The sequence below is a fragment of the Gordonia sp. GN26 genome, assembly GCF_054823965.1.
Window position 1 is genome coordinate 23,518 of the sequence record NZ_JSYC01000138.1, and the last position, 14,611, is coordinate 38,128.

General features: G+C 67.8%; 12 protein-coding genes and 1 riboswitch. Of the genes, 4 read left to right on the forward strand and 8 right to left on the reverse strand.

Going from position 1 to position 14,611, the window contains the following annotated elements; translation table 11 throughout:
- Positions 1 to 83 precede the first annotated feature (83 nt).
- From OK17_RS20140 to OK17_RS20165, 6 genes are all read right to left on the reverse strand, one after another.
- Positions 84 to 1,055, reverse strand: a complete 972-nt coding sequence (locus OK17_RS20140; protein WP_461418523.1) for an ABC transporter substrate-binding protein — start codon at positions 1,053 to 1,055, stop codon at positions 84 to 86.
- 25 nt (positions 1,056 to 1,080) lie between these two features.
- Positions 1,081 to 1,896, reverse strand: coding sequence for a hypothetical protein (locus OK17_RS20145; protein ID WP_232715099.1), 816 nt, complete (start codon positions 1,894 to 1,896; stop codon positions 1,081 to 1,083).
- Between the two features lie 125 nt (positions 1,897 to 2,021).
- Entirely contained in the window at positions 2,022 to 3,326 is a 1,305-nt protein-coding gene (locus OK17_RS20150) for a wax ester/triacylglycerol synthase domain-containing protein (RefSeq protein ID WP_461418524.1), read from the reverse strand.
- 24 nt (positions 3,327 to 3,350) lie between these two features.
- Positions 3,351 to 4,517, reverse strand: coding sequence for an acyl-CoA dehydrogenase family protein (locus OK17_RS20155; protein WP_232715096.1), 1,167 nt, complete (start codon positions 4,515 to 4,517; stop codon positions 3,351 to 3,353).
- Positions 4,518 to 4,546: 29 nt separating this feature from the next.
- Positions 4,547 to 4,795 (reverse strand): acyl carrier protein, encoded by a 249-nt coding sequence (locus OK17_RS20160; RefSeq protein WP_232715095.1) that lies wholly within the window; start codon positions 4,793 to 4,795, stop codon positions 4,547 to 4,549.
- A 48-nt stretch (positions 4,796 to 4,843) separates the two neighbouring features.
- On the reverse strand, positions 4,844 to 6,214 hold the full coding sequence (locus OK17_RS20165; protein ID WP_461418525.1) for a salicylate synthase: 1,371 nt from the start codon (positions 6,212 to 6,214) through the stop codon (positions 4,844 to 4,846).
- 159 nt (positions 6,215 to 6,373) lie between these two features.
- Between OK17_RS20165 and OK17_RS20170 the strand changes: the two genes are divergently transcribed.
- Positions 6,374 to 8,038 carry a (2,3-dihydroxybenzoyl)adenylate synthase gene (locus OK17_RS20170; protein ID WP_461418526.1) on the forward strand — a complete coding sequence of 555 codons (1,665 nt, stop codon included), beginning with the start codon at positions 6,374 to 6,376 and terminating at the stop codon, positions 8,036 to 8,038.
- Between the two features lie 85 nt (positions 8,039 to 8,123).
- Complete coding sequence (locus OK17_RS20175; protein ID WP_461418527.1) at positions 8,124 to 9,677, forward strand: PucR family transcriptional regulator; 1,554 nt, start codon at positions 8,124 to 8,126, stop codon at positions 9,675 to 9,677.
- Positions 9,678 to 9,736: 59 nt separating this feature from the next.
- Here the strand turns inward: OK17_RS20175 and OK17_RS20180 are convergent, their stop codons facing one another.
- Together OK17_RS20180 and OK17_RS20185 are read right to left on the reverse strand one after the other, a co-directional pair.
- On the reverse strand, positions 9,737 to 11,242 hold the full coding sequence (locus OK17_RS20180) for an aldehyde dehydrogenase family protein (RefSeq protein WP_461418528.1): 1,506 nt from the start codon (positions 11,240 to 11,242) through the stop codon (positions 9,737 to 9,739).
- A gap of 118 nt (positions 11,243 to 11,360) precedes the next feature.
- Positions 11,361 to 11,708 (reverse strand): GNAT family N-acetyltransferase, encoded by a 348-nt coding sequence (locus OK17_RS20185; RefSeq protein ID WP_232715087.1) that lies wholly within the window; start codon positions 11,706 to 11,708, stop codon positions 11,361 to 11,363.
- 183 nt (positions 11,709 to 11,891) lie between these two features.
- Positions 11,892 to 12,006, forward strand: a riboswitch (TPP riboswitch).
- Here OK17_RS20185 and thiC point away from each other — a divergent pair.
- A complete protein-coding gene (gene thiC / locus OK17_RS20190; RefSeq protein WP_461418529.1) occupies positions 11,998 to 13,674 on the forward strand; it encodes a phosphomethylpyrimidine synthase ThiC in 1,677 nt (558 codons plus the stop codon). It overlaps the preceding riboswitch by 9 nt.
- Complete coding sequence (thiD, locus tag OK17_RS20195; RefSeq protein WP_461418530.1) at positions 13,671 to 14,528, forward strand: bifunctional hydroxymethylpyrimidine kinase/phosphomethylpyrimidine kinase; 858 nt, start codon at positions 13,671 to 13,673, stop codon at positions 14,526 to 14,528. The genes thiC and thiD overlap by 4 nt, the downstream gene beginning before the upstream one ends.
- Positions 14,529 to 14,611: the final 83 nt, after the last annotated feature.

Genomic DNA, 14,611 nt, shown 5'->3' on the forward strand with positions numbered 1-14,611 from the left:
GATGTCGCGCTTCGTGTCGCGCACCGATACGAAGCGCGACATCTGCGCCGACCGAGGTCACCGAATACAAAACGTGTTGCGTATCAGTTCGTCGCGGCTGCGAAGCTCGGCTTGAGCAGGTCCAGCACGTACGGCACCGAATTCGGCGTCGGCGCGTTGAGGCCGGTGATCTGCGACTGGGTCATGAAGGTCACGGCACCGTTCTTGACCGCCTTCAGATTCTTGTAACCCGGGAGCTTCTTGAGGGTCTCGGCCTGTTCCGGCGTCGCGGTGGCGACGACCAGCACGTCGGCGTCGAGCATCGGGATGTTCTCGGTGCTCAGCCCGAACCGGGGATTGCGGGTGCGCTGGTACTCGGCGACGAGCTTCGGCGCCATCTGCATCTTCAGCTCGGTGAACAACTTTGCCGCACCGTCGTTCGGGTCACCGAGGACCGACAGCTGGTCGTTGCCGTACATGAAGGCCAGCGCGTAGGTCTTGCCGGCGAGCTTCGGGAACTCCTTGCCGACGGCGTCGACCTTCGCGTTGGTGTCGTCGATGATCTCGGTCGCCTCGTCGGGCTGGTGCAGCACGGTGCCCATGACGGTGACCATGTCCTGCCAGGGGTCGATCTCCTGGCCGCTGATCGCGTTGACCGTCGGCGCGAGCTTGGATATCTGCTCGAATTCCGGGCTGTCGGAAGCGAATCCGGGAGCGAAGATCAGGTCCGGGTCGAGTTTGGCGATCGTCGTCGCGTCATCGCCCTTGGTGGGGTCGATGAACGTCGAGTCGGCGAGCTTCTGGCCGTACCAGGGCTGCAGTTCGCCGGTGGCCGACTTCGAGTAGTCGTAGTAACCGACCGGGGTCACACCGAACGACAGCGCCACGTCGGTCCACTGGTCACCGAGGGTGACGATGCGCTTCGGCGTCTCCGGGATCGTCACCGAGCGCCCGTCGGGCAGATTCAGCTGCACCGAACCACCGGTCGACTCATCCGAACTCGAGCATCCGGCAAGGAGGCCGGCGGACATCAGCGCGCCCGCGAGGAGCGCGCCCAGACGAAGTCGTGTTTTCACGTCAGTTCTCCAGAACGGTCGGGTGTCAGAGCGAGCAGGGCAGCAGGACGAAGCTGGCGATGAGGCAGACGCTGCTGTTCGACAGCTTCCACTTGTCGCCGCTCCACACCCAGGTCATCGCACGGTTCTGGCTGCCCCGGCCGACGACGCTGATCTGCAGGGGGGCAGTCATCTTGGTGCCGCTGACCTGCACCGGGCCGACCATCTGGTAGCTGAGTCCGACGTTGCCGTAGGTGGTGATCGCCTGGGCGACGGCGTCGAGCTGACGCAGGGCGCGTTCGCCGCCCTGGAGTTCGGCGGCACGTGCGGCACGGTTGCCGCGCGAGTTCATGACCGTCTTCACCTTGGTGTTGAGCTGGCCGGGCGTGAGCGCGGTCGGGGCCGCGACAGCCTGCTGGGTCGGCGCGGCCGAGGTACCCGGCGTGGGAGCCGGTGCAGGTGCGGGTGCGGCGTCGGGCCCGGCGCCGACGATGCCGCCGCTCTCGGGCACGTTTTCGGTGGCCGCGGGTGCGGGCGCCACGGCCGGGGCGGGCTCACCGGGCGCGGCGGCCGGCGGCTGATTGGCGGCCGGACCCACCAGGCCCTGCTGCTGTTGCGGAGTCTGCGCGGAACCGAGGTTCACGACGGTCGGCTGCGCCGCGTTCGCCGAGTCGTTGCGGTCGCCGACCATCAGGCCGACCACACCGATAGTCACGATGATCGCCGAGATCACCGCCGCCACACCTGCCGATGCCAGCACGGTCGGGATGTTGATCCCACCCGAGCGCTTCTCCGGGCCCGCTTCCGGTTCGTGGGTCTCATCCACGTAGGCCGGGTCCTGGTAGCCGACATCGTTCTGCATGGTGTTCTCCGTGTTTTCTGCTGTGTCGTTCACTTGTGCCGTGGAACGCCTGGATGCGCATGTCCACGTGCTGATCGTTCCCCGGGGGGAAGGACTTCCTAGGCAAGCCTAAGCTCGCCTCGTCTTCATGCTGACGGTAGGGCCTCGGTGAGGACCTTGTCGAACGTCTCCACGAACTTCTGTGCGTACCCGGGAAGCGCCTGGGCGTCGGTGACGATGCCGAAGGTCGTCGTGTTGCCGAGGATCAGGACGGTCACCGAGAAGGAGTAGCCGGCCAGCGGCGACAGCGGCGTCAGGCTCACGATGGGTTTACCGAGGACCGACCGCACCCGGGAGAAGCCCGGGTTGATCCCGATGTGGATGTCCGGGTGCATGTGGCTCATCGAGGCGTTCACGATCGCCCGCTGCAGGCCCCAGAGCGGCGCCCGCGGCAGGTCGTCGGCCGCGGCGAGGTAGAGCTCCGGCCGACGCTCGGCGATGGTCGCCAGCTCGCTGCGCGCCCGGCCGATCTGCTGCGACAGGTCCGTTTCGTTGCCGGGCAGGTTGAGCAGTGCCACCGAGACCGCATTGCCGGTGTGCCGGAACTCCTGGTCGAGAGTCACCGGCAGGGTCACGCGGAGGACCTCGGCCTGCGGCGACGCGGGCGGGTCGATGCTGAGCGCGCGTCCGATGGCCCCGAGCACGAACTCGTGCACGCTGGAGTCGTTGGCCTTGGCGGCCTTGCGCAGGGCGCGGGTGGACGTACTGAAGAGTGCGTGTTCACGACGCCCCGACTTCGTCAGACTCGGCCAGGCGCGCTCCTTGCCGCCGCCGGCCGCATGTTGGTCGTTGAACGCCGACTTGGCCTCCCCCAGCTTCTCCGGGTCGATACCGCTGATGTGGAACCGCGGGCTGGTGGCGAAGCGCTCGAACTCGGCGAGGTCCTCGGGTTCACCGTCGGCGAGCAGCGCCGCGAAAGCCGCACCGGCGATGCCGTCGGAGATGCTGTGGTGCACGCGCAGCAGCACCCACTGACCGACCCCCTCGGCGCCGGCAGACGGGGTGAACAGCGTGATGTCCCAGAACGGGCGCGGCCGGGGCAGCGGCGTCTCGAGGAGCTCGGAGACGCGGCGCTGCAGATGCTCACGGTCGGTGAATCCGAGTTCCGAGACGTGTTCGCCGGCATCCCAGTTTTCGTCGGCGAGCACCACCTCGGGCTTCCGCCACCGGCCGTTCTTCACACCCAGCCGGAAGATCTCGAACAACCGTCCTCGATCCCGCACCCGGGCACGTACTTCGTCGAGGCCGAGAAGCGTTCCACCGGTGTCGAGTTGGAGGATCATCGACCAGTGCATGGGCCGACTGTCGGTGTCCATGTGCAGGTAGGTGTGGTCCGGTGGTGCGAGTTCGGTGACGCGCGCGTCGGCCGGAGTGGTGACTGGGCTGTTCATGGTGACCGCCTGGATGAGGGACGCTCAGGGCGCCTGGTTGAGAGAACGGGGGAAGAACTGCTGGTAACGCTCGGTATCGGGTTTCATGGCCGCCGCGACCAGTTCCCACAGCACCTCGTCGGTGCCGCCGCCGACGCGAGCGAGCTTCATGTCGCGCCACCAGCGTCCGATCGGCGTCTCGGTCTCGAGATAACCGATCCCGCCGAAGATGTGCAGGCACTCCGAGGCGACCTCCTCGCCGAGGTTCGCCGCGGTCGCCTTGAGCGCAGCGGCGGTGCGCAGGTTGATCTTTCCCCCGGCAGCGACGCCGTCGAGCGAGTAGCTCAGCACGTCGACGCGGGCCTGCAGATCCGCGAGCCGCAGACGAAGCGCCTGATGGTCGTAGAGCTTCTTACCGAATTGCGTGCGTTCCATCATGCGGGCGAGCGTCACGCCGAGCATCACCTCGCACGCGGCCGCGATCTGCGCGGCGACCGAATAGCGTTCGTGCGCAAGCCCCCAGCTGATGACCGCCAGCCCCGTTCCCGGCCGGGCGATCAGCGCCTCCTCGGGAATCCAGGTATCGATGGTGACCGGCGCGGTGTCGAGCGGTCCGGCGCCCAGCTTCTCGTACGGCGCACCGACGTCGACCTTGTCGATCGGCACGGCGGCCAGCGCGACGTTGCCGCCGGTGTCGGGGCCGTCCTCGACGCCGCGGCACACGACGAACATGTGGTCCGCGATCGGCGAGAGCGAGACGAACTTCTTGGCGCCGACGACCCGATAGCCGCCGTCCTCGGCAAAGATCCGTGTCTCCGAGTTCTGTAGATCCGAACCGCCCTGTTCCTCGGACGCACCGATGCACAGGACGGCGTCGGTGGCCATCGCCCGCTGCGCCAGGTCCTTCAAGAAGTCGTTCCGCCCGAAACGGCGGAGGATGGCGATGGCCGAATCATGCAGGCTGACACCGACGCCGATCGCGGCCGAGCCCAGCGAGCCGAGATGACGGCCGAGAGCGAAGTGGTCGTGGAGGTCGGTGAGCTTTCGGTCTTCCCACTTGCGGGCGAAAACCCCTGCCTCACCGAGGTGTTCGAGCAGCGGTCGCGGGAATCGGTGATCGCTCTCGGCCTGGGCCGTCCACGCGGCGACCTTCTCGTCGAACGCCTCGTCGAGCAATTCTGCGTACGTCTGCACTCCGGTGTCCACGCTCACCTCTCCCCCGACTCGTATCTCGTTCCGGCTCAGGCCGGCGTCCCGGCCTTCGCGCGGACGAGATCCTCGAGATCGCCGACCGTCTCGGACTCGAAGAGCTCGCGTTCGGATAGCTTCACACCCAGACGCTCTTCGATCGCGACGACGCCGATGGCGAACGCCACCGAGTCGAGGCCCAGGTCGTCGATCAGCCGCGAGTCGCGGGTGACCTCGCCGAGCGCGAGGTCGAGGTCCTCGGTGAGGATGCCGTGCAGCGCTTCGGTGATGTGGTCGGACATGTGATGACTCCTGGTGGGATCGGGTGGTACTTCGAACGTAACGGCCGGTCAGCGTGGGATGACGTACGGGGCGACGCTGCCCAGTTTCTCGCAGGTCTCCTCGAACTCGCGTTCCGGCGTCGACTGCGCGACGATGCCGGCGCCGGCCCGCAGCCACGCCTTGCCGCCGGACGAGAAGACGGTGCGCAGGGCGAGCGTCGCCTCGAGTTCACCCGACGACGACGCGACGAGGACCGCGCCGGAGTACGGCCCGCGCCGCCGGGACTCGAGGCGGTCGATGGCGTCGACGGCCGCGGTCTTGGGCACTCCGGACGCGGTGATCGACGGGAATACGACTTCGAGGGCACGCCAGGGTGATTCACCCTCGGCGAGGGTGCCCTTCACCGTCGAGGCCAGATGTTGGACGCTGCCGCGCTCCCGCACCTCCATGAACGTGCTGACCGCTGTCGTCTGGGCGGCCGAGATCGAGGCGATCTCGTCGTAGCAGGCGCGCACCGACATCGCATGTTCGGCGACTTCCTTGGCGTCGCCGAGGAGTTCGGCCCGGGCGGCGGCGTCGTGGTCTGCGGAGATCCCGAAAGCCCTTGTCCCGGCCAGGGGTTCGGTGACGACGGTGCGGTCGGCGTGCACCGCGACCACGAGTTCGGGGCTGAATCCGGCAGCCGAGAGGTCGCCGAGCGAGAGCAGATAGGAACGTGCCGGGGTGTTGTCCGCACGGCCGCGGGCATAGGTGGCGGGGATGTCGACCGCGAAGGGGATGTCCACCGCGCGGGAGAGGATGACCTTCTGGTAGCGACCGGCCGCGATCTCGGAGACGGCGGCGGCGACGCGGCCGCGGTAGTCCTCGGTGTCGACCCGCACGTCGACGGGCCGCGACGTCCCGGGATCGCCTGCGGTGGCGGCGATCTCGAGGAGGCGACGAGCTCGCTCCGGGTCGGCGGTGCCGGTGTCCACCCCATCCGCGTCGACGAAGGCCTCGAACTCGGGAACGATCAGGTGCGCGAGCACCGTGTCGTCGGGAACGCGTTCGAGGATGCCGTGGTACGGCGCGCAGAAGTCGAAACCGACCCACCCGTAGAGACGCCAATCGGCGACCGACAGCGACTCTGTCGCTGCGGCCAGAGCATCGGCCGGGTCACCGTGCCATGCGGTGGCCGTCCGGCGACCCTGGTCGTCGACGATGATCTCGCGGCGGGTGACGACGACACGCACGCGGACGCCCGCGGCGAAGGCCCATCGACGGTTGCGCTCGTAGACGACGTGGTCGCCGAACTCGCCGGAACCGGCCCAGGCCGCCGCGATCCGGGCGGCCACCGTCTCGGTGAGCGGTGTCGCCGGAGCGATCAGGCCGGCAGCCCCGTCGAGGCCGAGTTCCGCAGCATCGATCCTCGATGTCCGCGAGTCGGTCGTCAGCGACATGTCCTTGTCCTCCGGTCGTGGGCGGCAGCACCAGTGATCCTAGAGATATTAGGGCAGCCTAATCAAACAGACCGTCCAGGTGGGCGGCGTAGCGTACGAATCCACCACCCCGACCGGCCGGTAAGGTTACCCTACCCTGCCTGTGTTTGAATGGGACCCATGCCGACGCCTCAGGACCACGCGACCGACCTGCTCGACGGTTTCACCCCGTACGCCGACGCCCAGGCAGACCGCTACCGCGACGCCGGACTGTTCCGCGGACTCCCACTGTTCACCGGCTTCGACGCCAGTGTCGACCGCGCCCCCGACGCCCCGGCCGTCACCGATGCCTCCATCGACGGGCCGCAGACGCTCACCTACTCCGAACTGCGCGAGGCCTCGCTACGTCGCGCGGCCGGTTTCGTCGACGCCGGACTCCGCCCCGGAGAACGCGTCGTCCTCCAGCAGAACAACTCGCTCGAGTTCGTCGTGAATCTGCTCGGTCTGCTCCGCGCGGGCGTCGCGCCGGTCATGACCCTGCCCGCGCACCGGATCACCGAGATCGCCCACCTCGCCGCCGGCGCCGGGGCCGTCGCCTACATCGGCGAGGACGGTCGACGGGGCTTCGACTTCCGGGATCTCGCCACCGAGCTGCAGTCCCGCGTCCCGGCCGTCGCGCAGGTGTTCATCTCCGGCGATCCCGGCCCGTTCGCAGCGGCACCCGAGGCGGACCCCGCGTCGATCGATCTCCCGGTCCCGCCGAGCGCCGAACTCCCGGCCCTGTTCCTGGTCTCGGGCGGTACCACCGGTCTGCCCAAGCTGATCGCGCGCACGCATGACGACTACGACCTCAACGCACGACTGTCGGCCGAGGTCGCGGAATTGACCGCCGACGACACCTACCTCGTCGCATTGCCGGCGGCCCACAACTTCCCGCTGTGCTGCCCGGGCATCCTCGGCGTCCTCGGCGTCGGCGGCCACGTCGTCTTCACCGACAACCCGAGCCCCGACAACACCTTCGACCTCATCGAACGGCACCGCGTCACGGTGACCGCGCTGGTCCCCGCCCTCGCACAGCTGTGGTGCGCGGCGACCGAGTGGGAGCCCGCGGACATCAGTTCCCTGCGGCTTCTGCAGGTCGGCGGCGCCAAGCTCGCCCACCCGGACGCGGTCGCCCTCGACGAGGCACTCGGAAACGTGGTCCAACAGGTGTTCGGCATGGCCGAGGGCCTCATCTGCTACACCCGGCCCGACGAGCCGCGGGATCTCGTGCATGCGGTCCAGGGCTCGCCGATGTCGGAGTTCGACGAGGTGCGCGTCGTGGACGAGGAGGGCGCCGACGTCCCCGACGGCGAAGAAGGTGAACTGCTCGTTCGCGGCCCGTACACGATCCGCGGGTACTACCGGGCCGACGCGCACAACGAGAAGTCCTTCACCCCCGACGGCTTCTACCGGTCGGGCGACAAGGTGACCCGGCTGCCGTCGGGACACCTCTCGGTGACCGGTCGTATCAAGGACACCATCGTCCGGGCCGGTGAGAACGTGGCCGCCGACGACGTCGAGGAGAACCTGCTCGCACACTCCTCCGTGCGGCAGGTCGCGGTGGTCGGGCTGCCCGACGACGCGCTGGGCGAGAAGATCTGCGCCGCTGTCGTGCTCTCCCACGACCATCCGCCGGCCCAGCCGCTCGAGCTGGCCACGCTCCGCACGTTCCTCGCCGACCGCGGCCTCGCGTCGTTCAAGCTGCCCGACGTCGTCCGCGTCGTGCGGACCCTGCCCGTCACAGCCGTCGGCAAGATCGACAAGAAGGTTCTACGAGAGCAGCTGGTGTCCTCAGCGGGATGACCTCTACTCCCGGCGCCCTCGCTATGCTCTGACGCACAGATGGACGACTCCGGCCGTCCGCCGACCTGCGAGGAGATGAGTCGCCGTGGCCTTGACCGTGCGGCGTCTCGCCCAGAACACCGACCTGGGACTCACTCTCGTGGGTGGACACGAGGGCGCGGATCGGGTGATCGAATGGGCGCACGCGATCGAGCTCGCCGACCCCGCCCCATGGATCACCGGCGGCGAGCTGGTCATGACCACAGGTCTACCGATCGGCTCCTCGGACGCGCAGCAGTTCGAGTACGTCTCGCGCCTCGCGCAGGCGAGTGCGGCCGCACTCGCCGTCGACACCGGGACCACCTTCGATGCCGTCCCTGAAGGCATTCGCGCCGCCGGCGACGCACTGGGTCTCCCCATCCTTTCGGTGCCTCCCCCCACCCCGTTCATCGCGATCACCCGCGCGGTGATCGACGAGCTGACCGCCGACCAGGTACGGGCGGTGCAGCGGGTGGTGGACCAGCAGGACAAGCTCGCGCGCGCCATCCTGCGCGGCGGTATCCCCCAACTGATCTCGACGCTGGGTCGCGCACTCTCTTGCGCCGCAGTGCTCGTCGACTCCGCCGGCAGGGCGCTGTCGGTGCACGGAAAGGACGTCGCACGCCTGCTCGCGCACGCGCGAACCGTCGCGGGTTCCGCGCCACGCGGACCCGGACGCCGACAGCAGATGAGCAGCGCCTTCACCGACGAGCACGGGGCGTACCTGGTGCAGAGCGTGTCCGTCGCGCAGGAGTCCAACGGCTATCTCGCAGTGGGATCGGCGGTTGCGCTGCAGCCCGAGGAGCGCCTCCTCGTGGCCCACGCGGTCGCGCTGCTGTCGATCGAACTGGGCAAGCCGGCGAAGGTGGTCGATGCCGAGCAGCGGCTTCGTACGGCCGTCGCCCGAGCCCTCATCGACCTCGGCCCCGAACTCGACATCAGCCTGCTCCGGTACTTCGGCTTCGACGAGGACGCGCGCGTCGTCGCGGTCGCGCTGACCGACGTCGGTCCGTTGCTGCCCGCTCAGCGGGAGATCGCCGGATTGTTTGCGCGGCAATCCGTTCCGTACCTGATGACACCGCAGGAGAAAGTCCTGTTCGTCATCGTCGCCGCCGACCGCACGGTGGAGTGGGTCACCGAATTCGTCACGCAACTCGGCGCACAGCTCGGGCGGCCACTGCGCGCGGGACTGGGGGCATCCGCCGCGATCACCGATGCCTCAGACAGTCTCCGTCAGGCGACAGCTGCACTGCGACTCGGCCCGGCACAGACGCCGGTCGTCGACTTCTCGGACATGGGCACGTTCTCGATGTTGTTGAGCGGCCGCTCTCCCGACGAACTGTCGGCGATGTCGCGAATCCTCCTGGGACCGCTCGAGGACTACGACGCCACACACAGCTCGCCGTTGAATCTCGTCACCGCACTGCGCGCCTGGCTCCAGCACGACACGCACATCGAGAGCGCTGCAACAGAACTCGGTGTTCATCGGCACACCATGCGCAATCGGATGACCAAGGTCGGTCAGCTCCTGCGGCGCGACCTCGATTCGGCCGAGGTCCGGGCGGAACTGTGGATCGCGGTCAAGGCGCGTGAACTTCTCGACATCCTTCACAACGACTGACGCGCGAGAGCCTCGGGGCAGACGGCACGCAACCGGTCCGCCAATCGGTGACGCCGACCTCAGACGCGCGCTGCACCTCCGCGGAGGTAGACCGTCGTCGTGTGGGTGAAGAACTCCCGTGCCGCGCGGCCCTGTTCCTTGGAGCCGTACCCGCTCTTCTTCGCGCCGCCGAAGGGCACGTGCGGATCAGCCCCGGCCGATTCGGAGTTGACGTGCAGGATGCCGACGTCGATGTCGTCGACCGCCGCCAGGGCCCGCGTGAGGTCCTGGGTGAAAAGCGCTGCGGACAAACCGTATTCGCCGTCGTCGGCGACGCGGAAGGCCTCGTCGACCGAGCTCACCCGGACGACCGACAGAACCGGCCCGAACAGCTCGTCACGCCAGACGTCGAGATCCGGTGACGACAGCTCGAGGATGGTCGGCGACAGGAAGTAGCCGGACTCGGGCGCCGAGACGGGTGCGTGATCACCGCCGCTGAGCACGGTGGCCCCTTGCTCGATCGCACCGGCGATGCCGCTGCGGATGCTGTCGTGGGCCGACGCGGTGATCACGGGGCCCATCTCGGTCGACGCATCCAGAGGGTCACCCACCACCAGATCGGCGGCCGCCTTGCTCAGTGCAGCGAGCAGTTCGTCGGCCACGTCATCAGTGACGACGAGTCGTGATGTGGCCGTGCACTTCTGCCCGGTCGAGCGGAACGCCCCGAGCATGATCTGCTGCACCGCCAGGTCGAGATCCGCGTCGCCGAGCACGATCGCCGCGTTCTTCCCACCCATCTCGGCCTGCACCGGTACGCCGCGCGAGGCCGCGGCCGCCGCGATCCCCCGCCCGACTGCGGTCGAACCGGTGAAGGTGATCGCATCGATGCCTGGATGATTGACGATGCTGTTGCCGATCGCGCGGTCACCGACGGTCAGGTTCAGAACTCCCGCCGGCAGTCCGGCCTCGACCAGGGCCTGTGCCAGACGCACTGCAAGAAGTGGTACCGTGTCGGCCGGCTTCCACACCACCGTGTTGCCGTAGATGAGCGCGGGAGCGATCTTCCACGCCGGGATCGCGATCGGGAAGTTGAACGGCGTGATCACGCCGACCGTACCGATCGGCTTGCGCATCACCAGGATTCGTTCACCCTTGCGCGGCGAGGAGAACACCTCGCCCGCATCGCGATCACCCTCGGCGCCGTAATAGCGCAGGATCTGCGCCGCCCGCTGCACCTCGCCGATCCCCTCGGCCAGCGTCTTGCCCTCCTCACGAGTGAGTTCGGCACCCAACCGCTCCGCGTCGCGCTCGAGAATCCCGGCGGCCCTGATGAGTACTGCACCGCGTTCATGCGTGGTCATGTCCGACCAGACGGCGAAGCCGCGACGTGCCGCGTCGACGGCGGCGTCGACCTGTCGAGTACTCGCACGACGCCCCTCGGCGACGACGTCACCGGGGTAGGTGGGACTCGTGCTGACAAGCTGGGTGTCCTCACCCTCGACCCACTGGCCGTCGATGAGGTTGACCAAGCGGCGCACCTGCTCGAGGTGCGGGTCGCCGACGGTCGTCTCTACCACTGCAGTCATCGATGTCCTCACGGTCGTGGTCACCGCCGAACCGTACGCCCGAGAGGTACTACCGGGTCATCGCCGTGATGTACAAGTTGTGCTCATTAGATCGCCGAAATGGACATCGACCCACGCCTCATACGGGAGCGAGCGTCACGATCCCCGGGTGATGGTCGAGATAGTTCTTGGTGAACGAGCACACCGGCCGGAGCCGCGCGTTGCGTTCCCGGGCGAAGTGGATGACCGTCCGGGTCAGGCGGGTGGCGAGCCCGTGACCGCTGTATTCGTCATAGAGCACGGTGTGCAGGACGGTGATGGTGGTCTGACCGTCGACGGTCTCGGTCGAGTAGCCGAGCACCCCGACCAGATCTCCCGCGACCCAGAGTTCGAACCTCTCGCGGTCGGGGTTGTGAACCACCTGCGCGATCTGCTGCAGGATGGATCGAGCCGACTGCGGCGGCCGATGCCGGTTCTTGCGTAGCAACTACACGCCTCCTCACGTGATCACTGTGGCGGGTCACCGGCATGACGCCGCGGCTCGACGTAAGGACCCCTGTGACTAGGGTCACACCGTACCTTACGGATCCGTAACTGACGAGACCTCTCGGTGATCTTCCGTGCACGGCACCGGGTGTTGACCGCCGATGTAAGGTGGCAAACGCAACACAACTACACACGCGGGGGCTCTCACGATGACCGAGGGCTGAGATGGCGACGGGCGGTCGCCGACCGCTCGAACCTGTCCGGGTAATGCCGGCGTAGGGAGAACCATCATGGGCACACGTGTATCCACCACACCCACGACTTCAGGTCTGACGACCGGACCGATCGAGGGAAGCTCCAAGCACTACCTCACCGTCGACCACCTTCGCGTACCGCAGCGTCGAATCCTCCTCACCAACGGTGAACATCTCGACGTCTATGACACCTCCGGGCCGTACACCGATTCCGATGCGGTCATCGACGTGGAGCGCGGACTGCCGCCGACCCGCGACGCATGGCACCGTCCGGAACCCGTCGACGGAGCGAGCACCCAACTCGCCTGGGCGCAAGCAGGGATCATCACCGACGAGATGCGGTTCATCGCGGCGCGCGAGGGCGTCGACCCCGAGCTGGTCCGCTCCGAGGTGGCCATCGGGCGCGCGGTGATCCCGGCGAATCATCGTCACCCCGAGTCGGAGCCGATGATCATCGGCAAGAGATTCGCGGTGAAAGTCAATGCGAACATCGGGAATTCAGCGGTGCGCAGCTCGATCGCCGACGAGGTCGAGAAGATGGTGTGGGCCACCCGATGGGGCGCCGACACCATCATGGACCTGTCGACCGGCGCCGACATCCACACCACCCGCGAGTGGATCCTGCGCAACTCCCCCGTCCCCGTCGGTACCGTGCCGATCTACCAGGCCCTCGAGAAGGTGAATGGCGACCCGGTCGCCCTCACGTGGGAGATCTACCGCGACACCGTGATCGAGCAGGCCGAGCAGGGCGTCGACTACATGACGGTGCACGCCGGGGTACTGCTCCGCTACGTGCCGCTGACCGCCCGGCGGGTCACCGGCATCGTGTCGCGCGGCGGATCGATCATGGCCGCCTGGTGCCTGGCGCACCACCAGGAATCGTTCCTGTACACGCACTTCGACGAGCTGTGCGAGATCTTCCGCCGCTACGACATCACCTTCTCCCTCGGCGACGGACTGCGCCCGGGGTCGATCGCCGACGCCAACGACGAGGCCCAGTTCGCCGAACTGCGCACCCTCGGCGAACTCACCGCCATCGCCAAATCCCATGGTGTGCAGGTGATGATCGAGGGTCCGGGGCACATCCCGATGCACAAGATCGTCGAGAACGTACGTCTCGAGGAGGAACTCTGCGAAGAGGCTCCGTTCTACACGCTCGGCCCCCTCGCCACCGACATCGCACCCGCCTACGACCACATCACCTCAGCCATCGGTGCGGCGATGATCGCCCAGGCGGGCACGGCCATGCTCTGTTATGTAACACCCAAGGAGCACCTCGGGCTGCCCGATCGCGACGACGTCAAGGTCGGCGTGATCACCTACAAGATCGCGGCCCACTCGGCGGATCTCGCGAAAGGGCATCCCCGGGCACAGGAACGCGATGACGCTTTGAGCAAGGCGCGTTTCGAGTTCCGCTGGGTCGACCAGTTCAACCTCGCCCTCGACCCGGACACCGCCCGCGAGTACCACGACGAGACGCTGCCGGCCGAGCCCGCGAAGACCGCGCATTTCTGCTCGATGTGCGGCCCCAAGTTCTGCTCGATGCGGATCTCCGCCGATGTGCGCGCCTACGCCGAGGAGAACAACCTGGTGACCGCCGAGGACATCGACCGGAAGATCGCCGAGGGGATGGCGGCGAAGTCGGCCGAGTTCGCCGAGGCCGGCAACCGCGTGTACCTGCCGCTCGAGACCATCCCCGGAGGTTCTGCTTGACCGACGTCGAGTTGTTGCCCGTCGCAGCACCGGGAGAGACACCGGTCCGCGTGATGACCATCGCCGGATCGGATTCCGGCGGTGGCGCCGGCATCCAGGCCGACCTGCGCACCTTCGCGCTCCTCGGCCTGCACGGTTGTGTCGCGGTCACCGCGGTGACCGTGCAGAACTCGCTGGGCGTCAGCGGTTTCCAGGAGATCGCACCGGAGACCGTGGCCGCCCAGATCGCGACGGTCGCCGACGACATCGGTGTCGGCGCCGCCAAGACCGGCATGCTGGCGTCGGCACCGATCATCGATGCTGTCGTCGCACAGTGCTCGGCGAGCGGCATCGGTCGCGACGGTCCCTCCCCGCTGGTCGTCGACCCGGTGTGCGCATCGATGCACGGAAACCAGCTACTCGCCGACTCCGCCCTGGACACCCTGCGCGACAACCTCTTCCCGCTGGCCACGGTGGTGACACCGAACCTCGACGAGGTGCGGCTCATCACCGGGATCGATGTCGTCGACGCCGACTCGCAGCGCGACGCGGCGAAGGCGTTGTTCGATCTCGGACCTGCCTGGGCGCTTGTCAAAGGCGGACACCTACGGTCCTGCGACCACTCCCCCGACCTGCTCTACGACGGCGCCGAGTTCATCGAACTCAACCACGAGCGCATCGACACGACCCACGACCACGGCGCCGGCGACACGCTCGCCGCGGCGATCACCTGTGCCCTGGCACACGGTTATTCGGTTCCCGACGCGGTCTCCTTCGCAAAGAAGTGGGTCACCCGGGGCCTGGCCGCCGCCTACCCGTTGGGCGCCGGCCACGGCCCGGTGAACCCGCTGTGGCGGGTGAGCGGCGACCACTGACTCACCCCGCCTTCTGAGGCGTGAGCCCCTGCTGCCTGAGGTGCGAGGAGCGTAAGCGACGAGCCACGAAGGCCTGGTGAGCC

Bases quoted from the DNA above. Each gene is read 5' to 3' on its own strand.
- OK17_RS20145 (WP_232715099.1), bottom strand. From the start codon at position 1,896: ATGCAGAACGATGTCGGCTACCAGGACCCGGCCTACGTGGATGAGACC.
- OK17_RS20150 (WP_461418524.1), bottom strand. From the start codon at position 3,326: ATGAACAGCCCAGTCACCACTCCGGCCGACGCGCGCGTCACCGAACTC.
- OK17_RS20160 (WP_232715095.1), bottom strand. From the start codon at position 4,795: ATGTCCGACCACATCACCGAAGCGCTGCACGGCATCCTCACCGAGGAC.
- OK17_RS20165 (WP_461418525.1), bottom strand. From the start codon at position 6,214: ATGTCGCTGACGACCGACTCGCGGACATCGAGGATCGATGCTGCGGAA.
- OK17_RS20170 (WP_461418526.1), top strand. From the start codon at position 6,374: ATGCCGACGCCTCAGGACCACGCGACCGACCTGCTCGACGGTTTCACC.
- OK17_RS20180 (WP_461418528.1), bottom strand. From the start codon at position 11,242: ATGACTGCAGTGGTAGAGACGACCGTCGGCGACCCGCACCTCGAGCAG.
- thiC (WP_461418529.1), top strand. From the start codon at position 11,998: ATGGGCACACGTGTATCCACCACACCCACGACTTCAGGTCTGACGACC.